This window comes from Pseudomonas parasichuanensis (assembly GCF_021601385.1).
Classification (GTDB): Bacteria; Pseudomonadota; Gammaproteobacteria; order Pseudomonadales; family Pseudomonadaceae; genus Aquipseudomonas; species Aquipseudomonas parasichuanensis.
Map to the genome: position 1 here is coordinate 15,103 of NZ_BQHO01000009.1, position 18,353 is coordinate 33,455.

General features: G+C 65.8%; 14 protein-coding genes. 8 read left to right on the top strand and 6 right to left on the bottom strand.

Translation table 11 applies throughout. The features are described from left to right. Positions 1 to 34: 34 nt before the first annotated feature. The 5 genes from L6D77_RS09620 to edd form a co-directional block, all read right to left on the bottom strand. A complete protein-coding gene (locus tag L6D77_RS09620) occupies positions 35 to 1,252 on the bottom strand; it encodes a D-mannose isomerase (RefSeq protein WP_232883160.1) in 1,218 nt (405 codons plus the stop codon). Between the two features lie 151 nt (positions 1,253 to 1,403). Then, positions 1,404 to 2,858, bottom strand: coding sequence for an ATP-binding protein (locus L6D77_RS09625; RefSeq protein ID WP_232883159.1), 1,455 nt, complete (start codon positions 2,856 to 2,858; stop codon positions 1,404 to 1,406). Continuing rightward, a complete protein-coding gene (locus L6D77_RS09630; protein WP_232883175.1) occupies positions 2,842 to 3,564 on the bottom strand; it encodes a response regulator in 723 nt (240 codons plus the stop codon). The genes L6D77_RS09625 and L6D77_RS09630 overlap by 17 nt, the downstream gene beginning before the upstream one ends. Before the next feature lie 138 nt (positions 3,565 to 3,702). Further along, positions 3,703 to 4,659 carry a glucokinase gene (locus L6D77_RS09635; RefSeq protein WP_232883158.1) on the bottom strand — a complete coding sequence of 319 codons (957 nt, stop codon included), beginning with the start codon at positions 4,657 to 4,659 and terminating at the stop codon, positions 3,703 to 3,705. Then, positions 4,656 to 6,482 carry a phosphogluconate dehydratase gene (edd, locus tag L6D77_RS09640; protein WP_232883157.1) on the bottom strand — a complete coding sequence of 609 codons (1,827 nt, stop codon included), beginning with the start codon at positions 6,480 to 6,482 and terminating at the stop codon, positions 4,656 to 4,658. The genes L6D77_RS09635 and edd overlap by 4 nt, the downstream gene beginning before the upstream one ends. Before the next feature lie 264 nt (positions 6,483 to 6,746). On the opposite strand from edd, the gene gap reads away from it, so the two are divergent. The 7 genes from gap to L6D77_RS09675 all read left to right on the top strand — a co-directional run bounded on the left by gap (position 6,747) and on the right by L6D77_RS09675 (position 14,959). Continuing rightward, positions 6,747 to 7,748, top strand: coding sequence for a type I glyceraldehyde-3-phosphate dehydrogenase (gene gap, locus L6D77_RS09645; RefSeq protein WP_232883156.1), 1,002 nt, complete (start codon positions 6,747 to 6,749; stop codon positions 7,746 to 7,748). A gap of 249 nt (positions 7,749 to 7,997) precedes the next feature. Beyond that, positions 7,998 to 8,510, top strand: coding sequence for an RNA polymerase sigma factor (locus tag L6D77_RS09650; RefSeq protein ID WP_232883155.1), 513 nt, complete (start codon positions 7,998 to 8,000; stop codon positions 8,508 to 8,510). Positions 8,511 to 8,601: 91 nt separating this feature from the next. After that, positions 8,602 to 9,564 (top strand): FecR family protein, encoded by a 963-nt coding sequence (locus tag L6D77_RS09655; protein WP_232883154.1) that lies wholly within the window; start codon positions 8,602 to 8,604, stop codon positions 9,562 to 9,564. Between the two features lie 124 nt (positions 9,565 to 9,688). Then, positions 9,689 to 12,289: a TonB-dependent receptor gene (locus tag L6D77_RS09660; RefSeq protein WP_236170041.1), complete on the top strand. Its 2,601-nt coding sequence runs from the start codon at positions 9,689 to 9,691 to the stop codon at positions 12,287 to 12,289. Between the two features lie 190 nt (positions 12,290 to 12,479). After that, positions 12,480 to 13,091 (top strand): biliverdin-producing heme oxygenase, encoded by a 612-nt coding sequence (locus L6D77_RS09665; RefSeq protein ID WP_232883153.1) that lies wholly within the window; start codon positions 12,480 to 12,482, stop codon positions 13,089 to 13,091. A gap of 49 nt (positions 13,092 to 13,140) precedes the next feature. Beyond that, positions 13,141 to 13,554: a YbaN family protein gene (locus tag L6D77_RS09670; protein WP_232883152.1), complete on the top strand. Its 414-nt coding sequence runs from the start codon at positions 13,141 to 13,143 to the stop codon at positions 13,552 to 13,554. A 58-nt stretch (positions 13,555 to 13,612) separates the two neighbouring features. Continuing rightward, positions 13,613 to 14,959 carry a CoA transferase gene (locus tag L6D77_RS09675; protein ID WP_232883151.1) on the top strand — a complete coding sequence of 449 codons (1,347 nt, stop codon included), beginning with the start codon at positions 13,613 to 13,615 and terminating at the stop codon, positions 14,957 to 14,959. A 76-nt stretch (positions 14,960 to 15,035) separates the two neighbouring features. Here the strand turns inward: L6D77_RS09675 and arcD (L6D77_RS09680) are convergent, their stop codons facing one another. After that, positions 15,036 to 16,463, bottom strand: a complete 1,428-nt coding sequence (gene arcD, locus L6D77_RS09680; RefSeq protein ID WP_232883150.1) for an arginine-ornithine antiporter — start codon at positions 16,461 to 16,463, stop codon at positions 15,036 to 15,038. 437 nt (positions 16,464 to 16,900) lie between these two features. On the opposite strand from arcD (L6D77_RS09680), the gene arcD (L6D77_RS09685) reads away from it, so the two are divergent. Continuing rightward, positions 16,901 to 18,328 carry an arginine-ornithine antiporter gene (arcD, locus tag L6D77_RS09685; RefSeq protein ID WP_232883149.1) on the top strand — a complete coding sequence of 476 codons (1,428 nt, stop codon included), beginning with the start codon at positions 16,901 to 16,903 and terminating at the stop codon, positions 18,326 to 18,328. Positions 18,329 to 18,353 lie beyond the last annotated feature (25 nt).

The window sequence follows — 18,353 nt, forward strand, 5'->3', positions numbered from 1 at the left end:
GGTAACGAACGGATGCGCGAATGTCAGCGTTTGGTTACAAAGCCAGCGCAGTAGCCAGGCTCGGCGCCAGCGGCAGGCGCGGCAGCAACAGGGCCTGCAGCGCGTGGTAGAGATCGGGCTTGCCGCCCCAGATGCGTGCGCTGGGCTGGTTGCTCGGGTCCAGCTCGTGGTGCCAACTGCCGTGCACGCGGTCGATGAAATGCGTGGCGATGAAGTCCCAGAAGCCGCGGTACCACTGCTCGTACTGCCGCTCGCCGGTGCGCCGCAGCAAGGCGGCGGCGGTGGCGCTGGCCTCGGCATGCACCCAGTGCAGGCGCTCGCGCACCACCGGGCGGTCGCGCCAGTCCAGGGTGTAGACCAGGCCCGGGGCGCCGTCGGCGTGCCAGGCGTGGCGGCAGGCGTTGTCGAACAGGCCTTTGGCTGCCGTCAACAATGCCCTCGGCACCGGCAACTCGGCGCGCTGCCGGGCCGCTTCCAGATGCAGCAACAGGCGCGCCCACTCGAAGGCATGGCCGGGGGTGGCGCCATAAGGGCGAAAGCCGTCGCCGGGGTTGTCGCGGTTGTAGTCCGGCAGCGCCTGCCAGTGGGCGTCGAAATGCTCGGTGACGCGAAACCCGTCGCTGGCAGCCTGGCCAATGATCAGCCGCTCGACGATGCGCAGGGCGCGGTCCAGCCATCGCGTATGGCCCGTCACATCGGCCAGGGCGAGGAATGCCTCGACGCCATGCATGTTGCTGTTGGCACCACGGTAGGCTTCGGGCTGCTGCCAGTCGCGGGTGAAGGATTCGCATAAGGCGCCCTCCTCCTCACGCCAGAAGCGGGCCTCGATGACATCGATCGCTTGCTCCAGCAAGCGGGGTGCGGCGGCAACGCCCGCCACCACTGCCGAACTGGCGGCCAGGGCGACGAAGGCGTGCAGGTAGGCGGCCTTGTCGCTGCCACCCTGGCCTTCAGGGTGAGCGAACCAACCGCCGCAATCGGCATCGCACAGCGGGCCCTGCAGGGCGGCGACGCCATGCTCGACCAGGTGCAGGCAGCCCGGCACGCCCTGCAGATGGGCCAGGGCAAAGCTGTGGGTCATGCGGGTGGTATTCAGGGTTTCAGCGAGGGCGCCGCGCGGCAGGCGGCCATTGTCATCGAGGTTGCCGAAGCCCTGGGGCAGGCGTGCGGCCTTGGCGAAATCGAGCAGGCGCAGGGCCTCGCTGGTAAGCCAGGCGTGGTGTACGGGGGAATCGAGCCAGCTGCGGGTCATTGGCGTCTTCCTTGTAGTTGTCAGCCGATTCTAGCCAGCCGTCCTGGGTGGCATGTCACGAAGGCTCGCCGGATTGTCACCACCTGGTGACATCGCTTTTTGTGTAGGAGCGGCCCTTTCGCGGCACAAGGCCGCTCCTACAGGGGGCATCTCAATCGGGTGTGCGCGGCAGGTACAGCGTCACCCGCAACCCACCCTCGCGCAGGTTCAGCAAACTCACCTCACCGCCATGGCTATGGGCGATGTTGCGCGCAATCCCCAGCCCCAGCCCATACCCCTGCTGCTGCCCGGCCAGGCGGAAGTGCGGCTCGAACACCTGCTCCAAACGCTGCTCCGGCACCCCCGGCCCCTGATCATCGACCTGCAGCACGAAGCTCTCGGCACTGTCGATGATGCGCAGCTGCGCCCGCTCGCCGTACTTGATGGCGTTGTCGATCAGGTTGCCGATGCAGCGGCGCAGGGCCAGCGACTTGCCCGGATACGGCGCCAGCGCCCGGCCTTCGAGGGTGATGCGGCCATCGCGCAGATAAGGCTCGGCCAGCAGCTCCAGCACCTGGTTGAGGTCGATCGGCTCGATGTTCTCGTGGATGTCGGTGTCCTTCACGCATTGCAGCGCCCCCTTGACCAGCAGCTCCAGCTCATCGAGGTCACGGCTGAACTTGGCCTGCAAGGCCTCGTCGTCCAGCAGCTCGACCCGCAGCCGCAGGCGGGTGATCGGTGTGCGCAGGTCGTGGGAGATGGCGCTGAACAATTGCGAGCGCTCGGTCAGGTAGCGGCTGATGCGCTCGCGCATATTGTTGAATGCCCGCCCCACTTCCACCACTTCACTGCCGCCGCCTTCGGCCACCGGTGCCACGTCGGCGCCCAGCGACAGCTCCCGCGCGGCCCGTGCCAGGCGCTTGAGCGGCCGGCTCTGCCAGTGCACCAGCAAGCCGATGAACAGCAGCAACAGGGCGGTGGTCAGGGCGATGAAACCGATCTGCTGGCGGGGCAGGCGTTCGGCTTCAAGGCTGGTGTAGGGCTCGGGCAGCAGCGAGGCGATATACAGCCACTCGCCCTCGCCCAGGCGGATCTGGGTGACCAGCACCGGCGGGTTGAGCGGTTCGAGGGTCAGCGAGTAATGCGCCCACGAACGCGGCAGCTCATCGAGCTTCAGGCCGCTGTTGAAAATGCGCAGGTCGTCGGGGCTGACGAACTCCACCGAAATGTCCATCTGCTGCCCGAGGCGTTCGTGCAGCACCTGCTGGAACACCTCGATCACCGCCTGCTTGCGCGGGGTGATGGGCAACACCGGCATGTCCAGCGGCTTGACGTTGAGCGACACGAAAAAGCGCGTGCCGCCCATGCTGCGCAACTGGTCGAGCACCATTGGCCGGTAGGCCACCGGCAGCGAACGGAAGTAGCTGACGCTGGCGCTCATCGAATGGGCCAGGCTGCTGGCGCTGGCCCGCAGGCCCTGCAACTGGCTGGCGCGCAGCTGGGCGACCCAGATCAGGCTGGACAGCCCCTGGGCCAGCACCACCACCAGCAAGGTGAGCAGCAGCATGCGCCCCAGCAACGAACGTGGCAGCAGGCGCCAGCGCCGCTCGTCAAGCCGGGCTGACATGGGCCGCCAGCAAGTAGCCGCTGCCACGCACGGTGCGGATCAGCCGGGGTGGTTTTTCGGTGTCGCGCAGGCGCTGGCGCAGGCGGCTGACGCCCATGTCGACGATGCGGTCCAGGGGCATTGGCTCGCGCCCACGGGTGGCATTGCCGATGGTGTCGCGGTCGAGAATCTGCTGGGGGTGGTCGAGGAACAGCTTGAGCAGGGCGAAGTCGGCGCCGGAGAGGATCACTTCTTCACCATCGCGGTGGAACAGGCGATGGCTGACCGTGTCCAGGCGCCAGTCGTCGAACGCAAGCACGGCGCTGGTCGATGCGGCCTGGCCGAAGTCGGCGCGGCGCAGCAGGGCCTTGATTCGCGCCTGCAACTCGCGCGGGCTGAAGGGTTTGCCCAGGTAGTCGTCGGCGCCCAGCTCCAGGCCGATGACCCGGTCGGCCTCGTCGGAGCTGGCGGTGAGCATGATGATCGGTACCCGTGACAGCCGGGGGTGCTGGCGTACCCAGCGGCACAGGCTGAAGCCGTCTTCGTCGGGCAGCATCACATCGAGGATCACCAGGTCGCAGGGGTTGGCGTCCAGTGCCCGGCGAAAGGACTGCCCGTCAGGCTCGGCCTGCACCTGGAAACCGGCACGGCTGAGGTAGGTTTGCAGCAGCTCGCGAATGTCCTGGTCGTCGTCGACCATCAGGATCGATTTGCCGGCAGTGGTCATCATGGTCCGTCCTCTTGTATGCGCAGATCTTCTGCCTGCTATTTGGATCCTGTGGGAGCGGGTTCACCCGCGAAAGCGTCGGTAAGGCAGCCGCCGCATTCGCGGGTAAACCCGCTCCCACAGCAATCACCTTGTGCTTCAGCTACCCAACGCTTGCTGCAGCGCCACCCCCGCCCCCAGCAACCCGGAAAACTCCGCGGTCACCAGCCACACCGGCACCCCGGCGAAATACCCGCTCATGCAGCCCTTGTCGGCAAAACTCGTGGCAAAGCCACTGCGCAGGAACAGCTCGGCAAAGCGCGGGATCACCCCGCCGACGATATACACGCCACCCCGCGCGCCCAGGGTGAGCACATTGTTGCCCGCCACCCGGCCGAGGAATCGGCAGAACTGCTCGACCACCGCCAGCGCCCGTGGCTCGCTGGCCAGCGCCGCATCGGTGATCTGCGCCGGGGTCTTGTGCTTCGGCGTGTCGCCATCGAGCGCACACATGGCCTGGTACAAGCGCACCAGGCCACCGCCACTGAGCACGGTCTCGGCACTGACATGGCCGATCTGCCGATGAATTTCCTGATGGATCGCCGCCTCGCGGGCATTGCCCACCGGCAGGTCGACATGGCCACCCTCGCCCGGCAGCGCCAGCCACTGCTCGCCGTGACGCAGCAGGCTGCCCACTCCCAGGCCGGTGCCCGGGCCGATCACCAGCGCCGGGCGCGAAGGGTCGGCCTGGCCCGCACAGACGTCTCGATAGTCGCCTTCGCGCAGGCGGGTCATGCCCAGCGCCATGGCCGAGAAGTCGTTGATCAATTGCAGCCGCCCGACCTGCAAGGTCTGGCAAAACGCTTGCCGGCTCAGGCGCCAGTGGTTGTTGGTGAAGCGAAACTCATCGCCATCCACCGGTCCGGCCACGGACAGGCATACCGCCGCCAGGCCACCACGGGCGATGCCCTGCTCGCCCAGGTAGGCCTCGATCGCCTGTTCGGGGCTGGTGTAGTCGGCCGCAGCCAGCACCTGGACCGCGTGCAGCTGGTTGTCGCGCCACAGGGCAAAACGTGCGTTGGTACCACCAATGTCGCCAACCAGCAGCTCGTTCACTTGAGATTCTCCAGGCCAGAGGTGAAGGCACTGGCGCCCTTCTCTGCCGAGCTGAACGCCACGCGCATGAAGCCGAACAGTTCGCGGCCGCAACCCAGGTCGTTGCCCTGGGGCGGCTCGGGCAGCTCGCGGCTGGCCAGTTCCTCGGCCGAAACCATGATCCGCAGCGTGCCCTCGACACCGTCGACCCGCACGATATCACCATCGCGCACCCGCGCCAGCGGGCCGCCGTCGAAGGCCTCCGGGCACACATGGATGGCCGCCGGGATCTTGCCCGAGGCGCCGGACATACGCCCGTCGGTGACCAGCGCCACCTTGAAGCCACGGTCCTGCAGCACGCCGAGGAACGGCGTCAACTTGTGCAGCTCGGGCATGCCGTTGCAGCGCGGGCCCTGGAAGCGCACCACGGCGACGAAGTCGCGTTCCAGCTCGCCGGCCTTGAACGCATCGGCCAGCGCCTGCTGGTCGTGGAATACCCGCGCCGGGGCCTCCACCACCTGGTGTTCGGGGGCCACGGCGGAGACTTTCATCACCCCACGGCCCAGGTTGCCTTCCATCACCCGCAGGCCGCCCTCGGCCGAGAACGGCCGCGCCACCGGGCGCAGTATGCTCTCGTCGAGGCTCTGCTGCGGGCCTTCGCGCCAGACCAGCTGGCCGTCGTCGAGGAACGGCTCCTGGGTGTAGCGACGTAGCCCGGGGCCGGCCACGGTGTTGACGTCCTCGTGCAGCAGCCCGGCATCGAGCAGTTCGCGGATGAGGAAGGCCATGCCGCCAGCAGCCTGGAAATGGTTGATGTCGGCTTTGCCGTTCGGATACACGTGGGACAGGGTCGGCACCACCTCGGACAGGTCGGCCATGTCCTGCCAGGTCAGCTGGATACCAGCGGCCTGGGCGATGGCCGGGATGTGCAGGGTGTGATTGGTCGAGCCGCCGGTGGCGTGCAGGGCGACAATCGAGTTGACCAGCGCCTTCTCGTCGACGATTTCGCCGATCGGCATGAAGTTGCCACCGGCCTTGGTCATGCGCGTGACCTGGCGCGCCGCCTCGGCGGTAAGGGCATCACGCAGGGGCGTGTAGGGGTTGACGAACGAGGCGCCGGGCAGGTGCATGCCCATCACTTCCATCACCAGCTGGTTGGTGTTGGCGGTGCCGTAGAAAGTGCAGGTGCCGGGGCCGTGGTAGCTGTTCATTTCCGATTCGAGCAGCTCTTCGCGGGTGGCCTTGCCCTCGGCGTAGCGCTGGCGCACGTCGGCTTTCTGCTTGTTGGAGATGCCCGAGACCATCGGCCCGCCGGGGACGAAAACGGTCGGCAGGTGGCCGAAGCGCAGCGCCCCCATCATCAGCCCGGGGACGATCTTGTCGCAGATGCCCAGCATCAGGGCGGCGTCGAACATGTTGTGGGACAGGGCGATGGCGGTGGACATGGCGATCACTTCGCGGCTGGCGATGGCCAGCTCCATGCCCGGCTCGCCCTGGGTGACGCCATCGCACATGGCCGGCACACCGCCAGCGAACTGGCCGACCGAGCCGACCTCGCGCAGGGCCTGCTTGATCTGCTCGGGGAAGTGCAGGTACGGCTGGTGGGCCGAGAGCATGTCGTTATATGACGAGACGATGGCCACGTTGGCGGCGTTCATCAGGCGCAAGGTCTGCTTGTCGTCGGCCCCGCAGCCGGCCACGCCATGGGCGAAGTTGGCGCATTGCAGGCTGGCGCGCATCGGTCCGTCACTGGCCGCGCCGCGGATCAGCTCAAGGTAGCGTTCACGGGTGGGACGGCTGCGTTCGATCAGCCGTGCGGTGACCTCAAGGATGCGCGGGTGCATGTACTGGACTCCAGGCTAACGGTAAGGGCGGCTTCGACGGGCATTTTCCCTCCAAACGATTGCGGCCTAGGCTTGCAGTAAAGGTACCCGGCACATTCGTGGAGCGGCCTGCCCGGCCACTCGTTGTAGATTTAACAAAATACTGCCACTAAAAAGGCTTGTTTTCTATCACGCAGTGAATAATCTTGTAATTCCAATAACAAAACCGTTTCAGTGAAGCTGCCTTTTTGCCACAGGCTTCACCCGACTGCCAGAGGTAACGCCATGACCCTACGCATCGCCATCAACGGATTCGGCCGCATCGGACGCAACGTCCTGCGCGCACTCTACACGCACGGCTACCGTCAGGACCTGCAGGTCGTCGCCATCAACGACCTGGGCGACAGCGCGATGAACGCCCACCTGCTCAAGTACGACAGCGTTCACGGCCATTTCGATGCAAAGGTGGAGGCCGACCACGAGAGCCTCACCGTCAACGGCGACCGCATTGCCGTCAGCGCCATCCGCAACCCCGCCGAGCTGCCCTGGAAAGCCCTGGCCATCGACGTGGTGTTCGAATGCACCGGGCTGTTCACCGAGCGCGCCAAGGCCGCCGCGCACCTGGCCGCCGGCGCTGGCAAGGTGATCATCAGCGCACCGGCCAAGGGCGCCGACGCCACCGTGGTGTACGGGGTCAACCACGACGTACTGCGCGCCTCGCACCAGATCATTTCCAATGCGTCGTGCACCACCAACTGCCTGGCCCCCGTGGCCCAGGTGCTGCACCGCGAGTTCGGTATCGAGCAGGGGCTGATGACCACCATCCACGCCTACACCAATGACCAGGTGCTCACCGATGTGTACCACGCCGATCCGTACCGCGCACGCTCGGCCACCCAGTCGATGATCCCGAGCAAGACCGGCGCCGCCGAGGCGGTGGGCCTGGTGCTGCCGGAACTGGCCGGCAAGCTCACCGGCATGGCGGTGAGGGTGCCGGTGATCAACGTGTCGCTGGTCGACCTCACGGTCAACCTGCAGCGTGAAACCACCAGCGAAGAGGTCAACCAGCTGTTCCTCGAGGCCAGCCGCCATTCGCGGGTGCTGGGCTACAACGCGCTGCCGCTGGTGTCCTGCGACTTCAACCACAACCCACTGTCGTCGATCTTCGACGCCAACCACACCCGCGCCAATGGCCGCATGCTCAAGGTGCTGGCCTGGTACGACAACGAGTGGGCGTTCTCCAACCGCATGCTGGACAACTGCCTGGCGCTGTTCAGCGCCAAGTAACTACTTACGCGATCCCTGTAGGAGCGGCCTCGTGCCGCGAACAGGGGCGCGAAGCGGCCCCAGGATCTGTGCAGGTCACCAGATTGCTGGGGCTGCTCTGCAGCCCTTTCCGGCCGGTCCGGCGCCCCGGCAAGGCCGCTACAGGACCCGCGTAAAGCGCAATCTTTACCTGTTCGTGACATTTCAACACTTGACCTGCCGCACGGATGATAAGCATTATCATTCACCCCACAGTGGCCAGGTCCCCCCGTGAGTCAATCCCGGTTCAATTCAGTCTTCCTCACCCAGCGCCTCAGCCTGCTGCGCACCTTGCAGCGCATGGTCGGCAACCCCAGCACCGCCGAGGACCTGCTGCAGGAAACCTACCTGCGGGTTACCCGCGCCCTGGGCGAGCGGCCGATCGATCACCTTGAGCCCTTCGTGTTCCAGACCGCGCGCAACCTCGCCCTGGACCACCTGCGCGCCCGCCGGGTCCAGGCTCGTACCCTGGTCGACGACGTGCCCGAACAAGTGCTGCACAACGTCGCCGCGCCCGCCGGCAGCAGCGAGGATGCCGCCCATGCCGAGCAATTGCTCAAGCACCTGAGTCTCAGCCTTGGCCAGCTGACCGAGCGCCAGCAGCGCATTTTCATCCAGAGCCGCCTGCATGGCGCCAGCTACCTCGAGATCGCCGAGCAGTTGAACGTGTCGGCCAGCACGGTGCAGAAGGAACTGAAACTGATCATGGCCATCTGCATGGGCGTCGCCGCACGGCACCAGTAACGCGACCACTCGCCGCGCACTTGCGCAAAGCCCTTGCCATGCGCCGGGCCTGCGCCGATCATGCGCAAAAAAGCCCCCGCAAGGACCCTCCGTGACCGACCAGCCCACCCCTCGCCCGACACCTGCCGAGCCTGATGCCCGCGCCCGTGCCCGCGAGGAAGCGATGGACTGGCTGATCCGTTTGCAGTGCGCCGATGAACACGACACTCAGGCCTTCGAGCACTGGCTGGGCGCCGAACCTGAAAACGCCGAGGCCTATGTCGAGGCCGAAGCGCTCTGGAACGGAGCGCCATTGCGCCAGGCCGCCGGCCAACTGCAGCAACAGCGCAAACGCTCCTTCGGCGGGCGCCTGCGCAGCCACTGGAAGCCGTTGGCCACTGCCGCCGTGTTGCTGGTCGGGCTGTTCACCTTCGGCAATCTGCCGGTGCGCCTGCAGGCCGACCACCTCACCGTGGTCGGCGAGCGCCAGCGCCTGCAGCTCGATGACGGCGCCAAGGTGCTGCTCAACACCAACTCGGCCTTTGCCAGCGACAGCCGAGAAGGGCGGCAGGTTGCCCGCCTGCTGCAGGGCGAGGCCTACTTCCAGGTGCCGGCCGGCAGCCAGGCACCGCTGGAAGTGCAGGCAGGCCCGCTGCGAGCCAGCGTGCGCGATACCGACTTTGCCGTGCGCTACCTGGATGGCCAGGCGCAAGTGCGCGTGCAGCGTGGCGATGTCGACCTGCAAGCCGCCAGCGAGCAGCGCATCCGCCTCAGCGCCGGCGACAGCATCAGCGTCGGCCCTCAGGGCTTTGGCCAGCGCCAGCGCGCCGACATGCAAAAAGACCTGGCCTGGATCGAAGGCCGCCTGGTGTTCGAGAACTGCCCGCTAAGCCAGGTGCTGGCGGAGGTTCGTCGCTACTACCCAGGCTTGATCATCAGCCGCAATGCGCAACTGGAGCAGGTCGCGGTCACCGGCAACTACCGCCTCGACCAACCGCTGGAAACCCTGCGTGCACTGGCCCACATCACCTCGGCCCGGCTGTACGAATACCCCGCCGTGGTGATTCTCAACTGACCTGAAAGTTTTTTTACGCGATCGCCCCGCCTCGCCCGTCTCGTTATAGCCAATACGATTGATTCTCGTTCGAAAACGAGAACAGCTACTGCCTATAACCCTCGCGCGACAGGGAGCGCTCTCGATGTCCTCAGGTCAAACTCGCCCATCTTCCTCACCCCGCCGCTGCGGGCAACTGTCGCTGCTGACCCTGGCCCTGCTCGCCAGCGGCGCCTGCAGCCTGCCGGCGCTGGCCGTGGAGCCTGCCCAGGCCAGCAGCCCGCGCATGGGCGACTACCGCTTCGCCATTAACCAGCAGCCCCTGGTCGAGGCCATCAATGCGTTCAGCCAGGTCACCGGCTGGCAGGTGGGTTTCAGCGCGGAGCTGGCTGAGGGCGTAGCCTCGCCTGGAGTACAGGGCTCGTTGCCCGCCGAGGCGGCCCTGCAACGCCTGCTGCGCGGCACCGGCCTGGCTTACCGCAAGATCGGCAACGGCAACGTGGTGCTCGAGCGCCAGGCCGCCGGCAACGCCATCGCCCTGCAGCAAGTGACCGTGAGCGCCACCCGCAGCGCCCAGGATGTCAGCCAGGTGCCCAGCACCGTCAGCGTGCAGACCCGCGAACAGCTGGACCGCCAGAACGTCAACAACATCAAGGACCTGGTGCGCTATGAGCCAGGCGTGTCGGTGTCCGGCACCGGTCAGCGCAGCGGCCTGAACGGCTACAACATTCGCGGCATCGACGGCGACCGCGTGCTGACCCAGGTGGACGGCGTGTCCATCCCCGACAGCTTCTTCTACGGCCCTTATGCCCAGACCCAGCGCAATTACGTCGACCCGGAAATCGTCAAGCGCGTCGAGATCCTGCGCGGCCCGGCCTCGGTGCTGTACGGCAGCAACGCCATCGGCGGCGCGGTGAGCTACTACACCCTCGACCCCGCGGACATCATCAAGCCTGGCAAGGACGTCGGCGCGCGCCTGAAGACCGGCTACAGCTCGGCCGACGAAAGCTGGCTGACCTCCGCCACCGTGGCCGGCCGCCACGGCGACTTCGACGGCCTGCTGCACCTGAGCCAGCGCAACGGCCACGAGACCGAGTCCTATGGCGAACACGGCGGCACCGGCCTGTCGCGCACCGAAGCCAACCCCGAGGATGTGCGCACCACCAACGTACTGGCCAAGCTGGGCTGGAACTACGCCGACGATGCCCGCTTCGGGCTGACCTACGAGCGCTACAAGGACGATCGCGACCAGAACATCCTCAGCGCCATCGGCGGGCCGTTCAACAACGGCGCGCCATTGGGCATGTACCGCAGCCGCAGCGGCAACGATACCGTTACCCGCGAACGTTTCGGCATCGAGCATGAGTTCGGCCTGGACTCGCTGGTCGCCGACCACGCGAAGTGGAGCCTGAACTACCAGATCGCCAAGACCGACCAGCAAACGTCGGAAATCTATTTCCCGTTCAGCCGTACCGTGCTGCGTGAACGCGACACCACCTACAAAGACCGCCAGTGGGTATTCGACGGCCAGCTCGACAAGGCCTTCAGCATCGGCGCCACCGACCACCTGCTGACCTATGGCACCACCTTCAAGCACGAGAAGGTCACCGGCTCGCGCAGCGGCAGCGGCACCTGCGTGGCCATCGGCGGCAGCTGCCGGGCCATCGGCCAGAACAGCCCGGGCGACGGCCAGGTGCTGGTCAGCGACTTCCCCGATCCGACCATCGACACCTACAGCCTGTTCGTCCAGGACGAAATCCGCTGGAACGACTGGACCTTCCTGCCGGGCGCCCGCTACGACTACACCCGTATCGACCCGAAGATGACCACCGAGTACCTGCGTGCCGTGCAGGGCACCAGCGCGACCCCGGGCAAGGTCGACGATTCCGAGCGCAAATGGCACCGCGTATCGCCCAAGTTCGGCATCACCTACGCCTTCAACGACAACTACACCTGGTACGGCCAGTACGCCGAAGGTTTCCGCACGCCAAGCGCCAAAGCCATCTGGGGGCGCTTCGAGAACGTCGCTGGCGGCTATGTGGTCGAGCCCAACCCAGGGCTGGAGCCGGAGAAGAGCAAGAGCTACGAAACCGGCCTGCGCGGCAACTTCGACGCCGGCAACTTCGATGTGGCGGTGTTCTACAACAAGTACCGCGACTTCATCAACGAAGAGGCCGTGCAGTCGGCCAGCCTCGGTACTTCGTTCCAGGCCAACAACATCAAGCACGCCACCATCAAGGGCACCGAGGTCAAAGGCCGCCTGAACCTCGACCACTTCGGCGCGCCTGAGGGCCTGTATACCGTCGGCTCGATCGCCTACCTCTACGGTCGTGATGACGACAGCGGCCAACCGCTCAACAGCATCAACCCGCTGACCGGCGTGTTTGGCCTCGGCTATGAGCAAGCGGACTACGGCACCCAGCTCAGCTGGACCCTGGTCAAGCGCAAGAACCGCGTCGACGACACCAAGTTCTTCGCCCCGGACGGCTCCAGCTCGCGCTTCCGCACCCCGGGCTACGGCGTGCTCGACCTGACCGGCTTCTATCGCATCAGCGACGACCTGACCGTCAACGGCGGCCTGTACAACCTCACCGACAAGAAGTACTGGCAGTGGGACGACGTGCGCAAGTACGCCATGGTCGGCAGCAACGGTGTCGGCGAAGCCGCCGTCACCCAGCCGGCCAACCTTGACCGCCTGACCGCGCCGGGTCGTAACTTTGCCATCAACCTGGTGTGGGATATCTGATCCCGGCAGGGTGTACCCCATCGCCGGCAAGCCGGCTCCCACAGGAGCTGTGCCTGTGGGAGCCGGCTTGCCGGCGATGGGGGCGACACCCATTGCGCGCCCGGTAAATGATTCAACTTCCCAGGTGAGGTTTTTTTACTGTCGCCCGTCTTCTGTTTCGTCTTGTCACTAGACAGCCCATTTCCCAAGGATGCCCCCGATGTCCACCTCTTCCGAACGCGCCGCCCTGCGCTCCCAGCGCCTGAACCAGGTCACCCACGCCCCGCACACCGAGCTGGACGCCCTGGTCAAGTCGCACAAGCCGTTCGACAGCCGCGAGAGCTTTGCCCGCTTCGTGGTCGCCCAGTACCTGTTCCAGTCGGAGCTGCAGGCCCTGTACAACGACCCGCAACTGATCGCCATCGTCCCTGACCTGGCGGCGCGCTGCCGCGCCGAACAGGCACGCCTGGACCTCGCCGACCTCGACACCGACGTGCCGGCCCCCGTCGCCGGTGCGCTGCAGAACCCGAGCCTGGGTGAAGCCCTGGGCTGGATCTTCGTCTCCGAAGGCTCCAAACTGGGCGCCGCATTCCTGATCAAGCGTGCCGTGGCGCTGGAGTTGTCCGACAGCTTTGGTGCCCGTCACCTGGGCGAGCCGGAAGGCGGCCGCGCCGAAGGCTGGAAGCAGTTCACCCGCATTCTCGACAGCCAGGCCCTGTCGCCCGAGGAAGACGCCGCCGCCGAACGTGGCGCGGTCGCCGCCTTCGAGCGCTTCACCGAGCTGCTCAAGCATGCCTACGCCACCGACGCCGCGCTGGCCTGACACGCTTCACCCGGCCGCCTGCGGGCGGCCGCACCGCTGTAGTGAGACCATGACCCGACTCGCCCGCTCCAAAGTGTCCCGCCTGCTCTACGCGCTCCTGGCTTATGTCAGCCTGGGAGTAGGCCTGGTCGCCATCGTCATCCCCGGCCTGCCCACCACCGAATTCATCCTGCTCGCCGCCTGGGCCGCCACCCGCAGTTCGCCGCGGCTGTCCGCCTGGCTGGAGAACCACCGGCTGTTCGGGCCGATCCTGTTCAACTGGCGCAATGGCAAGGTGATCCAGCGTCGCGCCAAGGTCAGCGCGACCGTGAGCATGCTGCTGTGCGCGGGGCTGATGCTGACTTTTCTCGAACACCACTGGCCGGTGTACCTGGCCATCGCCGGCATGAGCCTGGGCAACCTGTGGATCTGGTCGCGCCCGGAGCGGCCGACCACGCCGGGTTCTGTCGAGCTGCAACGCTGAGGGGTTTGCACCGCACGGGCGGATGTACTGCAATAGGGCCCAGCAAGGAGGACCCTGCATGCAGCCATTGCTCGACACCATCGCCCAGTCCCTGAGCCTCGCCCCCACCGCCGCGCGCTGGCAAGGGGTCGGCGCCCTGCCCTCGACCTTCGCCGTGAGCGAACTGGCCAGCGCCAGCATTGCCGCCTGCGGCCTGGCCCTGGCCAGGCTGCTGGAAAGCCAGGTGGGCACTTGCCCAGCGGTGCGGATCGACCGTCGCCTGGCCTCGTTCTGGTTCGGCACCAGCCTGCGCCCCCACGGCTGGCAACTCCCGCCGTTATGGGATGCCATCGCCGGCGACTACCCGACCCGCGATGGCTGGATCCGCCTGCACACCAATGCCCCGCACCATCGTGCCGCTGCCTTGCAGGTGCTCGGCAGCCACGCCGAACGTGCCAGCGTCGCCCACGAGGTGGCCACCTGGGAAGGCGATGCCCTTGAAGCCGCCGTGGTCGCAGCCGGTGGCTGTGCGGCGCGAATGCGCAGTTGGCCGCAGTGGTGTGCCCACCCGCAGGGCCAGGCGGTCAACCGGCAATCGCTGATCCTGCGCCAGGCCTTCGCCGGGCCGGCGCAAGCCTGGCAAGGCAATGCGGCCAGGCCGCTGGCCGGGGTGAAGGTGCTCGACCTCACCCGTATCATCGCCGGCCCCGTCGCCACCCGCTTGCTGGCCGCATTCGGCGCCGAGGTACTGCGCCTCGACCCACCGGGCTGGGATGAGCCGTCGCTGGCAGCTGAAGTCACCCTGGGCAAGCGCTGCGCACGGCTGGATTTGCGGGCACAGGCTGATCGCCAGCGATTCGAACGCCTGCTCGGCGAGGCCGATATCCTGGTCCACGGTTACCGCGCCGATGCGCTCGAACGCCTGGGCCTGGGTGCCGAACGGCGGCGCCAGCTCAACCCCGGCCTGATCGATATAAGCCTTAACGCCTATGGCTGGGATGGCCCCTGGCAGGACCGTCGCGGCTTCGACAGCCTGGTGCAGATGAGCACCGGTATCGCTCAAGAAGGCATGCGCTGGCAGCAAGCGGATCGGCCTGTGCCACTGCCGGTGCAGGCGCTGGACCATGCCACCGGCTACCTGATGGCGGCAGAGGCGATCCGCGCGCTGACCGAGCGTTTGCGCAGCGGCCAGGGCTGCCAGGCGCGGTTGTCGCTGGCGCGTACCGCGAAACTGCTGGTTGAACGCGGGACGGTGGAGGAAGACCTGCCGCTGGCAGCCGAGACGAAGGCGGATCTCGAGCCGCAGATCGAGCACACGCCCTGGGGCGCGGCGCAGCGGATCAAAGGGCCGCTGCAGGTGGGCACGGCAGTGATGGGCTGGGCGCGGGGTAGCTGCGAGCTGGGGTCGGCCACTGCTCAGTGGTGAGGCTTCAACGCGTGCCCCTGTAGGAGCGGCCTTGTGCCGCTCCTACAGAGAGCCCGTTATCCGGCGATTGCGCCGTTCACAGACTCAACAGCCCCGAATACAGCGCATACGCCGCCAGCCCCGCCCCCGCCAGCACCCCCGCGAAAATCAGTTTCTCCCACGAGGTGAACAGCGCCTGCCCCTGCTCGCGCCTGGCCCGGGCGAACAGGATCACCCCCGGCGCATACAGCAGCGCTGACAGCAGCACATACTTGAGCCCCCCGGCATACAGCAGCCAGACCGCGTACAGCAAGGCGACCAGCGCCACCAGCAGGTCCTTGCGGCGCACGCTGGGCTGGCCCTGATAGCTGTCGCCACGCAGCGCCAGCAACACCGCGTAGGCCGCCGACCAGAAGTACGGCACCAGGATCATCGATGACGCCAGGTAGATCAGGCTGGTGTAGGTCCCCGCCGAGAACAGCGTGATCAACAGGAAACCCTGGATCATCACGTTGGTCAGCCACAGCGCATTGGCCGGCACGTGATTGGCGTTTTCCCGGGCCAGGAAGCGCGGCATGGTCTTGTCACGGGCAGTGGCGAACAGGATCTCGGCGCACAGCAGCGCCCAGGACAACAACGCGCCCAGCAGCGACACCGCCAGACCGATGCTGATCAGCAACGCCCCCCACGGCCCGACGATGTGCTCCAGCACCGAGGCCAGCGACGGGTTCTGCAAGCCTGCCAGCTCCGGTTGGGTCATCACCCCCAGCGACAGCACGTTGACCAGCACCAGCAGCGCCAGCACTCCGAGAAAGCCCAGCACCGTGGCCTTGCCCACGTCCGAGCGGCGCTCGGCACGGCCGGAATACACGCTGGCGCCCTCGATACCGATGAACACGAACACCGTCACCAGCATCATGTTGCGCACCTGCTCCAGCACGCTGCCGAACTTGGGGTTGCTCAAGCCCCAGATGTCGCGGGTAAAGATATCGGCGCGAAAGGCGAACGCGGCAATCACGATGAACATCAGCAGCGGCACCACCTTGGCCACGGTGGTCACCTGGTTGATGAACGCCGCCTCCTTGATGCCGCGCAGCACCAGAAAATGCACCGCCCACAGCAACAGCGAGGCGCAACCGATTGCCAACGGCGTATTGCCCTCACCAAACGCCGGGAAATAGAAACCCAGGGTGCTGAACAGCAGCACGAAGTAGCCGACGTTGCCCAGCCAGGCGCTGATCCAGTAGCCCCAGGCAGACGAAAAGCCCATGTAGTTGCCGAAGCCGGCCTTGGCATAGGCGTACACCCCCGAGTCCAGTTCCGGCTTGCGGTTGGCCAGGGTCTGGAACACGAAGGCCAGTGCCAGCATGCCCACCGCGGTGATGCTCCAGCCGATCAGCACGGCGCCGACGTCGGCGCGGGCGGCCATGTTCTGCGGCAGCGAGAAAATCCCCCCGCCAATCATCGAGCCGACCACCAGCGCAATCAGGGCGCCTAGGCGCAGCTTCTGTCCCGGTTCGCTCATGGCGCTTCTCCCCTCTGGCCCGTGCGGCGCATGAAATTTCGATCTAACGCATATAAATGTTACAGCATATTTATATTAATGCAGGACATTAAAGCTAGTTCACTCATAACTCCTTTGTCTAACTAAACACGCGTGACGCACAGCATTTGAAAGGACTTTCTCGCGCATGGCTCATCGCCACCATCCAATCTTGTGAAAAATTTGCGAAATATCCAGAAACGGCTAGCTTCATAGCGCAGGCAAAACGGAGCGTTTGCTCTAGAAGGACACGGAGGTGCCAGCGCACAAGGCCTGCAGCAGAGCTGTCGGCATCCTCCAGGAGGTACATGAAGGGTCTTTTCAACCCTTCATGTCGGCATGAACTGATCTAAATCAGCTAATGGCCCAGGCGTCAGAATTATTCTGAGGTCAACTTTCTCCTGGTACGGAGTCGTTAAATGTCTGATTCTCCCGCAAAACTAAAGTTGGGTGCGCTTGTTGCACTTGTCGTCGGCTCGATGATTGGTGGCGGGATCTTCTCGCTGCCGCAAAACATGGCCGCCAGCGCCGGCGTAGGTGCCGTGCTGATCGGCTGGGCCATCACCGCGGTGGGCATGCTCACCCTCGCCTTTGTGTTCCAGACCCTGGCCAATCGCAAACCGGACCTTGACGGCGGTGTGTACGCCTACGCCAAGGCCGGGTTCGGCGACTACATGGGTTTTTCGTCCGCCTGGGGCTACTGGATCAGTGCCTGGCTGGGCAACGTCGGTTACTTCGTGCTGCTGTTCAGTACCCTGGGGTACTTCTTCCCGATCTTCGGCGAAGGCAACACCCCGGCGGCAGTGATCGGCGCCTCGATCCTGCTGTGGGCCGTGCACTTCCTGGTACTGCGCGGCATCAAGGAAGCGGCGTTCATCAACCTGGTCACCACCGTGGCCAAGGTCGTGCCGCTGGCGCTGTTCGCGCTGATCTGCCTGTTCGCCTTCCGGCTCGACATCTTCACCGCTGATATCTGGGCGGTCGGTACGCCGGAGCTGGGCAGCGTGATGAACCAGGTGCGCAACATGATGCTGGTCACCGTGTGGGTGTTCATCGGCATCGAGGGCGCGAGCATCTTCTCCTCCCGCGCCGAAAAACGCTCCGACGTGGGCAAGGCCACGGTCATCGGCTTCGTCACCGTGCTGCTGTTCCTGGTGCTGGTCAACGTGCTGTCACTGGGGGTGATGACCCAGCCGGAACTGGCCAAGCTGCAGAACCCGTCCATGGCTGCCGTGCTTGAACACGTGGTCGGCCATTGGGGCGCGGTGCTGATCAGCGTCGGCCTGATCATCTCGCTGCTGGGGGCGCTGCTGTCGTGGGTGCTGCTGTGCGCCGAGATCATGTTCGCCGCCGCCAAGGACCACACCATGCCGGAGTTCCTGCGCCGCGAGAACGCCAACCAGGTGCCGGCCAACGCCCTGTGGCTGACCAACGCCATGGTGCAGATATTCCTGGTGATCACGCTGTTCTCCAACAGCACCTACCTGTCGCTGATCTACCTGGCCACTTCGATGATCCTGGTGCCCTACCTGTGGTCGGCGGCCTACGCCTTCCTGCTGGCCTGGCGTAGCGAGACCTACGAGCAGGCGCTGGCCGAACGCAAGAAAGACCTGATCATCGGCGGCATCGCCCTGATCTACGCGATCTGGCTGCTGTATGCCGGCGGCGTGAAGTACCTGCTGCTCTCGGCCCTGCTGTACGCCCCTGGCGCGATCCTGTTCGCCAAGGCCAAGCGCGAGGTGGGCCAGCCGATCTTCACCAGCATCGAAAAACTGATCTTCGCCGCCGTGGTGGTGGGCGCCGTGGTGGCGGCCTACGGCTTGTACGACGGTTTCCTGACCCTTTGAACACCTGTATTCGCTTTACTGGAGG

Bases quoted from the DNA above. Each gene is read 5' to 3' on its own strand.
- L6D77_RS09620 (WP_232883160.1), bottom strand. From the start codon at position 1,252: ATGACCCGCAGCTGGCTCGATTCCCCCGTACACCACGCCTGGCTTACC.
- L6D77_RS09630 (WP_232883175.1), bottom strand. From the start codon at position 3,564: ATGACCACTGCCGGCAAATCGATCCTGATGGTCGACGACGACCAGGAC.
- L6D77_RS09675 (WP_232883151.1), top strand. From the start codon at position 13,613: ATGCAGCCATTGCTCGACACCATCGCCCAGTCCCTGAGCCTCGCCCCC.
- L6D77_RS09670 (WP_232883152.1), top strand. From the start codon at position 13,141: ATGACCCGACTCGCCCGCTCCAAAGTGTCCCGCCTGCTCTACGCGCTC.
- arcD (WP_232883150.1), bottom strand. From the start codon at position 16,463: ATGAGCGAACCGGGACAGAAGCTGCGCCTAGGCGCCCTGATTGCGCTG.
- arcD (WP_232883149.1), top strand. From the start codon at position 16,901: ATGTCTGATTCTCCCGCAAAACTAAAGTTGGGTGCGCTTGTTGCACTT.
- gap (WP_232883156.1), top strand. From the start codon at position 6,747: ATGACCCTACGCATCGCCATCAACGGATTCGGCCGCATCGGACGCAAC.
- L6D77_RS09660 (WP_236170041.1), top strand. From the start codon at position 9,689: ATGTCCTCAGGTCAAACTCGCCCATCTTCCTCACCCCGCCGCTGCGGG.
- L6D77_RS09665 (WP_232883153.1), top strand. From the start codon at position 12,480: ATGCCCCCGATGTCCACCTCTTCCGAACGCGCCGCCCTGCGCTCCCAG.
- L6D77_RS09625 (WP_232883159.1), bottom strand. From the start codon at position 2,858: ATGTCAGCCCGGCTTGACGAGCGGCGCTGGCGCCTGCTGCCACGTTCG.
- edd (WP_232883157.1), bottom strand. From the start codon at position 6,482: ATGCACCCGCGCATCCTTGAGGTCACCGCACGGCTGATCGAACGCAGC.